Raw genomic sequence first — 12,569 nt, forward strand, 5'->3', positions numbered from 1 at the left:
ACCATCTGCCAGGTGTGTTGCTCTCCGTAGACGTCGTCCACGCAGAGCAACACACCTCGAATCCGTACCGGCACCCCCCGAAGGGGCCCGTCCGCGGCCTCGGCTCAGGCGACGAGCTCAGGGACCGTCGCCGGGTCCAGGTCGTCGCCCGCGTCGGCAGCGGCCCACGCCGCGGCACATGCGGCGCGCACCAGGTCGATCCCCGACCCGTCGAGCCGCAGCCCGCCGCCGGCCACCTGCGCCGACGCACCACCGCACACGTACCAGCCGTCCGTGAGGACCGGCGCCGGGTGCGGTTCGAGCAGAGCGCGCAGGTCGGCCCCCAGGAACGACGGGCGCTCACCCGGAACGGCAAGCACCGCGTCGCGCGCCGTCGAGACGCCAGTCAGCACGTGCAGCCCCGGATACCCGCCACCGCGCGCACCCCCGAGGTCCGTGTCGAGCCGGTCCCCGATCACCAGCGGCCGGCTCGCCCCGGCCCGCTCGACCGCGAGGCGGTACATGGTCGGCGACGGCTTGCCTGCACTGTCCGGCGTCACACCCGTCGCCGACACCACAGCACCCACCAGGGCACCGTTCCCCGGCGCGAAACCACGCGCCGTCGGCAGCGACAGGTCCAGGTTGCTCGCCACGTGCCACGCACCGGCACCCACCGCGTAGGCGGCCTCGGCAAGCTCTGCCCAGCCCACCTCCGGCGAGTACCCCTGCGCGACGGCGTCCGGCTTGTCGTCAGCCGACCCCACCACCGTGAAGCCCGCCGACCGCACCGCCGTCACCAGGCCCTTGCCGCCCACCACCAGCACCTTCGCGCCCGGGTCGAGCCTGGTGGTGAGCAGCGCGGCACACGCCTGCGCTGCCGTCATCACCTCGTCCGGGTCCGTCGGGATGTCCAGACCCGTGAGCTGGCCGGCGACGTCCTCCGGCTCGCGCGACGCGTTGTTCGTCACGAACAGCAGGCGCATCCCGCCCGAGCGCGCGGCGGCGAGGCTCGCCGCCGCGTGCTCGATCGGGAGGTGCCCCTTGTACGCCACGCCGTCCAGGTCGACGAGCGCGAGGTCGTACGCAGCGGCGAGCGGGGTCGCGCTCGCCAGCAGGCCGGCGCTCGCGGTCACGCCTTCTCCTGCCCGACGTCGGACCGGTCGCCCTCGGCGCCCGGCTCACCCTCGGTGTTGCTCACCTCGGGTGCGGGGCCTGCGTCGTCGGCGTCCGGGCGGTCACCCGTCAGGTCGCCGGCCTCTTCGGCCTGCTCCTCGGCGGACTCCTCGTCCGACTCGGGATCGCTCGGCTCGTCGACGGCGTCCGCCTCGGGCTCGTCCAGATCCTCTTCGGGCTTCTCGGCAGGCTCCTCGTCGGACTCGTCGTCGTCCGTGTCGGGCTCGTCGGGTGAGTCGGCAGAATCCGCCGAGTCGGCAGAATCCGCCGAGTCGCCAGAGTCCGCCGAGTCACCTGAGTCCGCCGAATCCGGGGAGTCCGCCGAGTCCGCGGACTCGTCGTCCGAATCCTCGTCGTCGTCCTCGTCGTCCGGCACCGCAGCGCCCTCGTCGTCCGAGTCCTCGTCGTCCGACGTGTCCTTCGCGAACTCCTCCGGATGCTCGGCCGCGTACTCCTCCTCGGCGAGCGCCGCGTCCTCCTCGACGTCGAACACCGTGATGTCCTCGTCGAACGCCTCGGCGCCGATGGCACGCTCGAGCGCCTTGCTGTCCACAGTCTTCAGCAGCGCCACCGCCTCGTCGACACGGCCGGCCGCCTCGAGTGCCAGCGCCCGCGCCTGCACGACCCGGAGCCCCGAGTCGCCCTTGGCGTCCTCCGGGGCGATCTTGTCGAGCACCGCCAGCGCGGCGTCGTGCTCACCCAGGTCGGAACGTGCGCCGCTCGCGACGATCGCGAGCTCCACGCGACCCATCGCGTCGAGCGAGGCGGCCTCGTCCGACGCCGCCAGGGCGAGGGCACGCTCCGGACGGCCGAGCCCGCGTTCGGCGTCGGCCATGATCGGCAGGTGCTCCGACGAGCCGTTCAGCCGGCGGACGGTGCGCAGCTCGCGCAGCGCCTCCGCGTACCGGTTGGTGTGGTACGCCGCCAGGCCTGCGGCCTCGCGCACGATGTCGATCCGGCCCGCACCACGCAGCGCCGCCTGGGCGTGCTCGTAGGCGCGCTCGGGGTCGACGTCGATCAGCCTTCCGGCCATCAGCAGGTGCAGGCCGACGTACTCGGCGTGGTCCTTGCTCAGCCCGCGCAGGCGCGAACGCACTTCGCGGTCGAGCTGGCTGAACTCGACGCCCTCGGCGATCTCCGGCTCCGGAGGCCGCGGGGCTCGCTCCTCGCGGTCGTCCCGGACGGCCGTGCGCGGACGGTCGTCGCGGTCGTTGGACGGACGCTGCGGACGGTCGGTGCCGCGGTCGTCGCGCCGCGCGGGACGGTCGCCGTCCTTCGCGCGGAACGGGCGAGCGGCCCGGTCGTCGCGGCCGCGGCTGTCGCGGGCGCCCCTGTCGTCACGGTCGCCGAACGAGCGACGCGGACGGTCGTCGTCCCGGCGGACCGGGCGATCCGTGCCCCGGTCGTCGCGACGGACCGGACGGTCGCCGTCGGTGCGACGGGGACGGTCGTCGCCACGGGGACGGTCGTCGCGGCGCGGACGGTCGTCCTCCCGGCGTGCGGGACGGCTGGCGCCGCGGTCCTCGAAGCTGCGGCGTGGGCGCTCGTCACGGTCCCCGAACGAAGGACGGGCCGGACGGTCGGTGCCCCGGTCGTCGCGGCGCGGACGGTCACCACCCCGGTCCTCGAACGAACGGCGCGGACGGTCGTCGTCACGCCGTGCCGGACGCTCGTCGTCCCGACGCACAGGACGGCTGGCCCCACGGTCCTCGAAGCTGCGGCGCGGACGCTCGTCACGGTCCCCGAACGAAGGACGGGCCGGACGATCGTTGTCGCGACGGACCGGACGGTCCGAGCCACGGTCGTCGCGGCGCGGACGGTCGGCACCCCGGTCCTCGAACGAACGGCGCGGACGGTCGTCGTCACGCCGTGCCGGACGCTCGTCGTCCCGACGCGCGGGACGGCTGGCGCCACGGTCCTCGAAGCTACGACGCGGACGCTCGTCACGGTCCCCGAAGGAACGGCGCGGCCCGTCGTCCCGGCGTGCGGGACGGTCGTCGTCCCGACGCAGCGGGCGGTCGTGCTCACGACGCACGGGCCGCTCACCGTCGCGGCGTACCGGACGGTCTCCGCCACGGTTGTCACCACGGGTGTCCCGGTCCTCGAAGGACCGGCGCGGACGGTCGCCGTCGTTCCCGCGGTACGGGGGGCGGGCGCCGCGGTCGTCGCGGCCGCCCCGGTTGTCCCGGTCGCCGTAGGACCGGCGGGGACGGTCGTCATCGCTGCGCCGAGGCGCGCGGTCGCCGGCCCCCCGGTCGTCCTGCCGGGGGCGGTCGGTGCCGCGGTCGTCGCGGCGGGGACGGTCGGTACCCCGGTCCTCGTACGGTCGACGCGGGCGGTCGGCGCCGCGGTCGTCGCGCCGAGGGCCGTCACTGCCCCGAGGGCCGTCGAACCGGCGGCCCCGGTCACCACCGCGCTCTCCGCCGCGGTCGTCGCGACGCGGCCCCCGGCCTTCGTTGCGACTGCCGCCTGTGCGCTCGCCACGGCGGTCGCCCTCGCGGTCGTTCCCCTGGTCACGGGGCGTTTCGTTCACGGTGTTCCCTTCGATGACAGATGCTCGCTCATTCTCCCATGCGAGCGGCCGTCTCCCGGGGTCGAACGGCTGTGACGTGTGCGGCCGACGTCGTCCGACGTGCTGTCACACCCACGCCGGGACCACCTCCGGGTTGTACGCGTCGGTCTTTCGCAGCATCCATGTCGCCGCCAGGACCAGAGCCGCGACCACCACGAGCAGCATGACCGTGCCCACGTTGAACCCGAACCCGAAGATCCACAGGTATCCGATGCCACCTGCCGCGAGGCAGTAGTACGTCATCGGCAGGATCGTCTTGCGGATCAGGTCGCCCTCACGCCCGAGCAGGCCGACAGTGGCAGCCGCGGCGACCACGTTGTGCACCGCCACCATGTTGCCCGCGGCGCCGCCCACCGCCTGCAGCGCGGCCACGGTCTCGGGCGACGAAGCCCCGATGCCGATCCCGGTGTTGAACTGGAAGAGCGCGAACATCATGTTGGACACGGTGTTCGAGCCGGCGACGAACGCGCCGAGCGCGCCGATGAACGGCGAGACGATCGGCCAGCCCTGACCCGCGACGTCGGCGGCGGCCTGGGCGAGCGTGATGGGCATCGAGTCGAGCCCCGCGGCGTTGAAGTCCGGCCCGGAGTTGATGAAGATCCGCACCAGCGGCACCGCGCACAACAGAGCGAACGCCGCCCCGCCCAGCTGCCCGCCGGCGACCTTCCACGACGCCTTGATCTGCTCACCCTTCATGCCGTGCAGCGCATAAGTGATGAGGCACGCGAGCAGGAAGATGGCGCCCGGCGAGTACAGGAGCTCCAGGTTCTGGCTGATCCCGGTGCCGAAGATGTTCGCCACCTCGAGCGCGGCCGGACCCATGAGGAAGTCCTTGATCGCCGGGACGTTCCGGGTGACGAGCAGCAGCACCGCCACGATGACGTACGGAGACCAGGCCCGGACCATCGACATGTTGCGGGTGAGCGTGCCCGCCTCCTTGGTGGGGTCCACGGTGCCCATCCAGCGGTCGCTCCAGCGCTCGCGCGGCGGGAAGTCCCACACGTCCTTGGGCATGAGGAAGCCCTTCGAGGACGTGAACATCACGAGCACCAGCCCGAGGAACCCGCCGAGCATCGAGGGAAACTCCGGCCCGAGCACGTACGCCACCGTCACGTACGGGACGATCATCGCGAGCGCCGCGTAGATCGCGAACGGCGCCACGGCCAGCCCCGAGCGGAACGACCGCTTCTCGCCGTAGAACCCGCACATCAGGGTGACCAGGATGAGCGGCACCAGGATGCCCACTATCGCGTGGATGGTCGCCACCTGGGTAGCGGTGTGCGCGATGAAGCCGAGCTGGTCCAGCCCCAGCGCGTCGGCCCGCGCCTGCACCTCCGGCGCCAGCGCGCCGGAGGTGTCCGCCAGCCCGGTCCCGAGCCCGGTCAGCATCGGCGTGCCGACGGCGCCGAAGCTCACCGGGGTGGACTGGATGATGAGCCCTGCCATGACGGCGGCCGCGGCGGGGAAGCCCAGCGCGAGCAGCAGCGGGGCGACGACGGCAGCGGGCGTGCCGAACCCGGCGGCGCCCTCGATGAACGACCCGAACAGCCAGGCGATGATGATCACCTGGACCCGCCGGTCGGGGCTGATCGTGGTGAAGCCCGCACGGATCGTCTGCAGCGCGCCGCTCTTGGTGAGGGTCTCCAGCATGAGCAGCGCGCCGAAGATGATCCAGAGCAGCCCGACGGCGATCAGCAGCCCCTGCACGATGGACGCGCTGACGGCGACCAGCGACATCTTCCACGCGGCCAGGGCGACGATCACCACGACCGCGAGGCCGACGGGCATCGCCGTCCGCGCGGGCCAGCGGAAGCCGAGCAGCAGCGTTCCTACGACGAGGATCGGGAGGAGGGCGAGCAGGGCGAGGACACCGAGGTTGTCCATGGTGACTCCAGTCCGGCCGCGCTGCCGGGTAGGGTTCGCTGGAACTTTCGCATGTCGGAACTATCAGTCCGTTTACCGACAAACGTAGCAGTTACCCCGGGCAAGCGGGAGTACCTGTTTCACCCACGCAGCTCTCCCGGCGGCAGCCCCCGCAGCGACGCGTCCAGCACCAGAACCATATGCGCCGTCGGCATCTCCCGCCCCTGGCGGGCCAGGGCATCCGTGATCTGGAGCAAGCAGCCAGGATTGGACGTGACCAGGAGCTGAGCGCCGGTCGCCGCGACGTTCGCGGCCTTCCGGTCGCCCAGCTCCCGCGCGGGCTCGGGATTCGTCAGGTTGTAGATGCCCGCCGACCCACAGCACATGTCCCCCTCGGCGATCTCCTTGACCACGAGACCGGGGATCGTCGCGAGCACCGCACGCGGCTGCGCCTTCACGCCCTGGGCATGCCGCAGGTGACAGGCGTCGTGGTACGCCACGGTCAGCGGCAGCGGATGCCGCGGTGCCACGGGCTCCAGCTCCGCCAGCACCTCCGAGATGTCGCGGGTCTTCGCGGCGAACTCCGCCGCCCGCTCCGCGTACTCGGGGTCGTCCGCCAGCAGGTGCGCGTAGTCCTTCATGGTGGAGCCGCACCCCGCCGAGTTCGCCACTATCCGCTCCACGCCCGCAGCCGAGAAGGTGTCGATGAGCGCCCGCGCGTAGCCGAGCCCCTCCGCCTCGCGGCCGGCGTGCACGGACAGCGCGCCGCAGCACCCCTGGTCCGGCGGCACGACGACCTCGCACCCCTCCGCCGCCAGCACCCGCGCCGTCGCGGCGTTCACCCCCGGATAGAACTCGCGCTGCACGCAGCCGAGCAGCATCCCGACGGTCATCCGCTTCGCGCCGACGGCGGGTACGAGCGCCGGCACCGGGATCCGCGGACCGACGGGCGGCGCGATCGCCTCCATGGTCGCCAGCGTCGGGGACACCCGCGCGAGCACCGGCCGGACCAGCCGCGACAGGCCCGATCGCTGGTAGAGCGCGAGGAGCGGCCGGATCAGCCGCAGCCGCTCCGGCCGGGGGAACAGCGCGAAGATCGCCGAACGCAGCAGCCGCTGCCCACGCGTCCGGTGCTCGGCGCCGCGGCGCTCGACCTGCTGCCGGGTCGCCTCGACCAGCTTGTCGTACTGCACGCCCGACGGGCACGCGGTCACGCACGCCATGCAGCCGAGGCAGGCGTCGACGTGCTGCACCAGCGACGACGACATCGGCTCGCCCTCGAGCCCCTCCTTCATCAGGTAGATCCGGCCGCGCGGCGAGTCCATCTCCTCGCCCCACAGCGAGTACGTCGGACAGGCCGGCAGGCAGAACCCGCAGTGCACGCAGTCGTCCGCCAGCTCGCGAGCCGGCGGATGATGCGCGTCGAAGGCCCCTTCTCCGCCCAACGAGCCGAGCAGGTCCGGCTTCGCCTCAGTCATCAGATACCTCCCACGAATCGGCCTGGCGCGAGGTTGCGCCCCGGATCGAGCTGCTGCTTGATCGCCCGCATGAGGTCGAGCCCGCCCACCGGGCCCCACACGTCCAGCTCCGCGCGCACCTCGCGCGACGCCCGCAGCACGGTCACGGTCCCGTCGCGCGGGTCGGTCGCGGCACCCCGCAGGTGCCCGACGGCGGAGGCTGTGCCCTCCGGCGTCCCCGTCACCACCGCGTGCAGCACCCCGGCGGCGCTCCCCCGCAGCGCCACGCCGACGCCGTACCGCTGCTCGGCATCCCGGGCCGCAGCCAGCAGACCGGCCACGCCGACCAGGGTCGCGGTCGCCTTGGCATAGGTCCCGGTCGAGCCCGCCGCGACCCCCGGCAACGCCGCCCACCACCCGGGCGCCTCGACCTGCACCCGCCCGCCCAGCAGCTCGGCGACAGCCGCGGCCCGCTGCCCCACCGCACTCCCCGTGCCCTCGATCAGCACTGCCACCTCGGCGACGTCGCTCCCCGCCGGCCGGTCGATCTCCACCGCGGCGGGCGCGAGCTGCGACGCGACGACCTCCCGAGCCCGCGCGGCGACGTCGGTCAGCGGCCCGGTGGCCACGACGTACGCCTGGTCAGGCCGGGCCGGGTGCAGCCGGAACGCGGCCCGCACCACGATGCCCAGAGTCCCGTACGCGCCGGTCAGCAGCTTGGCCAGGTCGTACCCGGCCACGTTCTTGACGACCTTGCCGCCCGACGAGGCGATGGTGCCGTCGGCGAGCACGACGGTGGCCCCGAGCACGAGGTCGCGGATCCCGCCTCGCTGCAGGCGGCGCGGCCCGGACGCTCCGGTGGACAGCGCCCCGCCCACTGTGGATCCCCCGGCGAGCCGTTCCGGAGGCAGGTCCACCACGAGCTCCTGCGCCGCAGCCCGGACCGTCTCCGACAGCTCCGCCACCGGCAGCCCTGCCTCGGCGACCACCACGAGGTCGCCCGCGCCGTGCTCGACCAGCCGGTCCAGGCCCGTGGTGTCCAGGATCACGTCCACCCGTTCGGGCGGTGCGCCCCAGTCGAGGGCGGTCGCGGCGCCACGCGCGACCGTCACCAGACCCTGAGCGGTCGCCTCGCGCAGCACCGCGGCCACCCCGTCGGCCGACGTCGGCCGGGCGACCGCGACCGAAGGCACGCCGTCCACGACATCCGCCGGACCCGCCTCCTCGACCTGGCCACCGTTCTGCTTCAGCGCGTCCTCGAGCCGCTGCAGGTCCGCCATCAAAAGACCTCCGCCACGCCGGACTCCGCGAGCGGGTGCGCACCCTGGCGCCGGCCTGGCTGGTCCCCGCACAGCCGCGGCGTCGGGAAGACCTTGCCGGGGTTCGCAATGTTGTCCGGGTCGAACGCGCACCGCACGGCCTGCATCGTGTCGAGGTCGTCGGCGGTGAACATGCGCGGCATGTGACTCGCCTTGTCCGCACCCACACCGTGCTCGCCGGTGATGGAGCCGCCATGTTCCAGGCACAGGTCGAGGATCCCGCCGGCCACTGTCTCGGCCCGCTCGACCGCGCCCTCCACCGAACCGTCGAACAGCACGAGGGGGTGCAGATTGCCGTCGCCCGCGTGGAACACGTTCGCGACCCGCACGTCGGCCGCCTCGCAGAGGGCCGCGATCTCACGCAGCACCAGCGGCAGCGCGGTCCGCGGGATCACGCCGTCCTGGACTATGTAGTCCGGGCTGATCCGGCCCACCGCCGCGAACGCCGACTTGCGGCCCTTCCAGATCAGGGCCCGCTCGTCGTCGTCGGCCGCGACCCGCACCTCGAACGACCCCGCTTCCTCGCACAGGCGCACCACGTCGTCGAACTCCCCCGCCACGTCGGACGACGGCCCGTCCAGCTCGACCACGAGCACCGCGCCCGCGCCGGCCGGGTAGTTGCAGTGCACCGCCGCCTCGGCGGCCTCGATCGCGAGGGCGTCCATCATCTCGATAGCGGCGGGGATCACCCCGGCGGCGATGATCGCCGAGGTCGCGGCCCCGGCGTCGTCCATGGAGCGGAACGCCGCCAGCAGGGTCCGTACCTCCTGCGGCAGCCGGGTCAGGCGCACGGTGGCCGAGGTGACGATGCCGAGCGTGCCCTCGCTGCCCACCAGCGCGCCGAGCAGGTCATATCCGGGCGGGTCCGGCGCCTTGCCGCCGATCTCCACCTGTTCCCCGCCGGGCGTCACCAGGTCCAGGCCCGTGACGTGGTTCGTGGTGAAGCCGTACTTGAGGCAGTGCGCGCCGCCCGAGTTCTCGGCGATGTTCCCGCCGATCGAGCAGACGGACTGGCTGGAGGGGTCGGGCGCGAAGTAGTACCCGTCCGGGCTGGTCGCCGCCGTGAGCTGGAGGTTGATCACCCCCGGGTCGACGACGGCCCGCTGGTTGTCGACGTCGGCGTCCCGGATCGTCCGCATCTGCGACATCACCACCAGCACGCCCTCGGAGTGCGGCAGCGCCCCGCCCGACAGCCCCGTACCCGAACCCCGCGCGACGAACGGCACCGAGTGCCGTGCGCACGCTCGCACCGCGGTAGCGACGTCGTCGGGCCCCTGGGCGAGGACCACGACGCCCGGGATCACCCGGTAGACCGCGAGCCCGTCGCACTCGTACGTACGACGCCGCGGCCGGTCCGTGATCACCCGCTCCTCACCCAGGGCGTCAACCAGCTCGGCAATCACGACATCGAGCGCCACACCAACGTCACCGGACAAGGACAACCCCCTCGTTGCGTTGCGGCCACCACTGCTCCGTTGAGTGCTGGGTATTTGCCCTCCGGAGGCGGCCTGAAGGACAAATATCCAGCACTCAACGGGTCGGTCAGGGCATTCGGGCGTATGCCGGGAGAGTCAGGAAGTCCGCGTAGTCGTCCGCCACCGCCACCTCGAGGAACGTCTGCTTCGCCTCCTCGTAGTCTGCCGCGTCGCCGGGCAGCTTGGCGATCTCCTCCTCGACGATCTGGTCGATCAGCTCGCGCGTGACCTGGTGACCGGTGTCGGCGAGCGTCACGTCGTTGTGCAGCCACTGCCACACCTGCGACCTGGAGATCTCTGCCGTGGCGGCGTCCTCCATCAGGTTGAAGATGGCGACGGCGCCGAGCCCGCCGAGCCAGGCCTTGAGGTACTGGATCCCCACCGAGATGTTGCTCCGCAACCCGGCCTCGGTGATGTCCCCCGGGGTGCTCGCGACGTCGAGCAGCTGCGCCGCGGTGACCTGGACCTCCTCGCGGGTGCGGTCGATCTGGTTCGGCTTGTCGCCCAGCACCGAGGTGAAGACCTCCTTGCAGAGCTCCACCATGCCGGGGTGCGCCACCCAGGACCCGTCGAACCCGTCGTTCGCCTCGCGGGTCTTGTCGTCGCGGACCTTCGCGAACGCGGCCTCGTTGACCGCCTCGTCGCGGCTCGGGATGAACGCGGCCATGCCGCCGATCGCGTGCGCGCCGCGCGTATGGCAGGTCTTGACGAGCAGCTCGGTGTAGGCCCGCATGAACGGAACGGTCATGGTGACGGCGTTGCGGTCGGGCAGCATGAACTCCGTGCCGCGGGTCCGGAAGGACTTGATGACCGAGAACATGAAGTCCCAGCGCCCGGCGTTCAGGCCGGAGCTGTGCTCCCGCAGCTCGTAGAGGATCTCCTCCATCTCGAAGGCCGCGGGATACGTCTCGATGAGCACGGTGGCGCGGATGGTGCCCTGCGGGATGCCGAGAAAGTCCTGGGCGAGCACGAACGCGTCGTTCCAGAGCCGCGCCTCCAGGTGCGACTCCATCTTCGGGAGATAGAAGTACGGTCCCTGGCCCTTCTCGATCTGCCGCAGGCCGGCGGTCGCGAGGTACAGCGCGAAGTCCACCAGGCTGCCCGAGACCGGCCGACCGTCCACCAGGATGTGCTTCTCCGGCAGGTGCCAGCCGCGCGGGCGCACGATGATCGTGGCCAGCTCCTCGTCCGGCTTCAGCGCGTAGTGCTTGCCGTTCTCGCCGGTGAAGTCGATGGTGCGGTTGATGGCGTCGAGCAGGTTGAGCTGCCCGCCGACGACCGCGCTCCACTGCGGGGTGTTGGCGTCCTCGTGGTCCGCGAGCCACGCCTTCGCGCCGGAGTTCAGCGCGTTGATGGTCATCTTGCGGTCCGTGGGGCCGGTGATCTCGCACCTGCGGTCCTCGATCCCGGGCGCCAGCGGGGCGACGCGCCAGGTCGGGTCCTCGCGGATGTGCCTCGTCTCCGGGAGAAAGTCCAGCGTGCCACCCGCCGCGAGGTCCGCGACCCGCCGCTCCCGGGCTTGGAGCAGCTCGAGCCGCCGGTCGTCCAGCGCCCGGTGCAGGACGGCGATCAGCTCCAGCGCGCGGGGTGTGAGCACCTCCTCCGCGCGGGGTGCGATGTCGCCGGTGATCAGCAGGCCGTCTGGAGTGTCCACGTGTCTTCCCTCGGTCGAGTGGTTGATGTCGCTCGCTACTTCCACGATGCGGAAATCAAATACTTCCTAGTGAAAACCCTAGGCGCCCGACGGCGAGGGGTCAACGCGTGCTCAGTCGCCGGCGAGCTCCGCCCCGATGTCTTGCGCGACCTCGTGCAGCACCGGCACCGCTCGATCGCCGAACTCGAAGGACACCCGCGCCGCCGGACCGGACACCGACAGCGCCGTAGGCACGGGCGCCCCAGGAACGACGACGGCGAAGCAGCGGACGCCGATCTCCTGCTCACCGTCGTCCACGGCGTAGCCGCGCTCGCGCGCCTCGGCCGCCGCAGCCAGGAGCGCGTCGAGGTCGGTGAGGGTCCGGTCCGTAGCCGGCGCAAGACCTGCGCGCGCCACGATGTCGCGCACCGCCGCGGCGGGCAGCTCGCTCAGGAGCGCCTTGCCGACGCCGGTGCTGTGCAGGTGCACACGTCGCCCCACCTCGGTGAACATGCGCATGGAGTGCGACGACGCCGCCTGGGCGACGTACACGGCCATCTCTCCGTCGAGCATGGCCAGGTTTGCCGTCTCCCCGAGCTCGCGAGCGACCCGCGCCAGATGACGCCGCGCGCCCGCTCCGAGCTGGCGGCCCGCCGACTCGCCGAGGCGAATCATGCGCGCACCGAGCGCATAGCGTCGCGACGGAAGCCGCCGAGCGTAACCGCGGGCCACGAGGGTGCGCATCAGCCGGTGAATGGTCGGCAGCGGCAGCCCAGACCGCTCCGAGAGCTCGCTCAGGCCGGCATCACCGCCGACCTCCGCCAGAATCTCGAGCAGATCAAGCGCTCGCTCGACCGACTGCACGCCAGACTCTGCCACGTCACCCTCCCGATCGGACCGCCGGAGCTACCGGCTCACGGAAGCAGCATTCCATAGCGCGGAACGAGGGGTCAGCCGCACGCCGGCTGAAGTCGTCGTGGGTGTGCGGGGAGGGTCTGGGAATGCAGGAAGGGGGTGGAGCGGCACGACCCCGAAGGATTCGTGCTGCTCCACCCCCTTGCTGGGAATGGTTGTCCGGCGGCGTCCTACTCTCCCACC

General features: G+C 72.2%; 9 protein-coding genes. 1 reads left to right on the forward strand and 8 read right to left on the reverse strand.

What is annotated here, in order from left to right; genetic code table 11:
* Positions 1 to 104: 104 nt before the first annotated feature.
* Both ACFO6V_RS22465 and ACFO6V_RS22470 read right to left on the reverse strand, forming a co-directional pair.
* Positions 105 to 1,112, reverse strand: a complete 1,008-nt coding sequence (locus ACFO6V_RS22465) for an HAD hydrolase-like protein (RefSeq protein WP_377139655.1) — start codon at positions 1,110 to 1,112, stop codon at positions 105 to 107.
* On the reverse strand, positions 1,109 to 2,248 hold the full coding sequence (locus ACFO6V_RS22470) for a tetratricopeptide repeat protein (protein ID WP_377139658.1): 1,140 nt from the start codon (positions 2,246 to 2,248) through the stop codon (positions 1,109 to 1,111). Before ACFO6V_RS22470 ends, ACFO6V_RS22465 begins: the two co-directional genes overlap by 4 nt.
* Between ACFO6V_RS22470 and ACFO6V_RS22475 the strand changes: the two genes are divergently transcribed.
* Complete coding sequence (locus tag ACFO6V_RS22475) at positions 2,213 to 3,760, forward strand: hypothetical protein (RefSeq protein WP_377139661.1); 1,548 nt, start codon at positions 2,213 to 2,215, stop codon at positions 3,758 to 3,760. The genes ACFO6V_RS22470 and ACFO6V_RS22475 overlap by 36 nt on opposite strands.
* Positions 3,761 to 3,790: 30 nt before the next feature.
* On the opposite strand, the gene ACFO6V_RS22480 is transcribed toward ACFO6V_RS22475, so the two are convergent.
* The 6 genes from ACFO6V_RS22480 to ACFO6V_RS22505 form a co-directional block, all read right to left on the reverse strand.
* Positions 3,791 to 5,608, reverse strand: coding sequence for an L-lactate permease (locus tag ACFO6V_RS22480; protein WP_377139663.1), 1,818 nt, complete (start codon positions 5,606 to 5,608; stop codon positions 3,791 to 3,793).
* A gap of 119 nt (positions 5,609 to 5,727) precedes the next feature.
* Positions 5,728 to 7,065 carry a glycolate oxidase subunit GlcF gene (gene glcF / locus ACFO6V_RS22485; RefSeq protein WP_377139665.1) on the reverse strand — a complete coding sequence of 446 codons (1,338 nt, stop codon included), beginning with the start codon at positions 7,063 to 7,065 and terminating at the stop codon, positions 5,728 to 5,730.
* Positions 7,065 to 8,324: an FAD-binding oxidoreductase gene (locus ACFO6V_RS22490; RefSeq protein WP_377139668.1), complete on the reverse strand. Its 1,260-nt coding sequence runs from the start codon at positions 8,322 to 8,324 to the stop codon at positions 7,065 to 7,067. The genes glcF and ACFO6V_RS22490 overlap by 1 nt, the downstream gene beginning before the upstream one ends.
* The gene (locus ACFO6V_RS22495) at positions 8,324 to 9,799 is read right to left on the reverse strand and encodes an FAD-linked oxidase C-terminal domain-containing protein (RefSeq protein WP_377139671.1); all 1,476 of its coding nucleotides are present in this window, start codon (positions 9,797 to 9,799) and stop codon (positions 8,324 to 8,326) included. The genes ACFO6V_RS22490 and ACFO6V_RS22495 overlap by 1 nt, the downstream gene beginning before the upstream one ends.
* A 106-nt stretch (positions 9,800 to 9,905) precedes the next feature.
* A complete protein-coding gene (gene aceB / locus ACFO6V_RS22500; protein ID WP_377139674.1) occupies positions 9,906 to 11,492 on the reverse strand; it encodes a malate synthase A in 1,587 nt (528 codons plus the stop codon).
* A 111-nt stretch (positions 11,493 to 11,603) separates the two neighbouring features.
* Positions 11,604 to 12,335, reverse strand: coding sequence for an IclR family transcriptional regulator (locus ACFO6V_RS22505; protein WP_377139690.1), 732 nt, complete (start codon positions 12,333 to 12,335; stop codon positions 11,604 to 11,606).
* Between the last annotated feature and the right edge of the window lie 234 nt (positions 12,336 to 12,569).

The sequence above is a fragment of the Promicromonospora alba genome (assembly GCF_042654905.1).
Taxonomy (GTDB): Bacteria; Actinomycetota; Actinomycetes; order Actinomycetales; family Cellulomonadaceae; genus Promicromonospora; species Promicromonospora alba.

Coding starts and splice junctions, on each gene's coding strand:
- ACFO6V_RS22480 (WP_377139663.1), bottom strand. CDS start 5,608: ATGGACAACCTCGGTGTCCTCGCCCTGCTCGCCCTCCTCCCGATCCTC.
- ACFO6V_RS22490 (WP_377139668.1), bottom strand. CDS start 8,324: ATGGCGGACCTGCAGCGGCTCGAGGACGCGCTGAAGCAGAACGGTGGC.
- glcF (WP_377139665.1), bottom strand. CDS start 7,065: ATGACTGAGGCGAAGCCGGACCTGCTCGGCTCGTTGGGCGGAGAAGGG.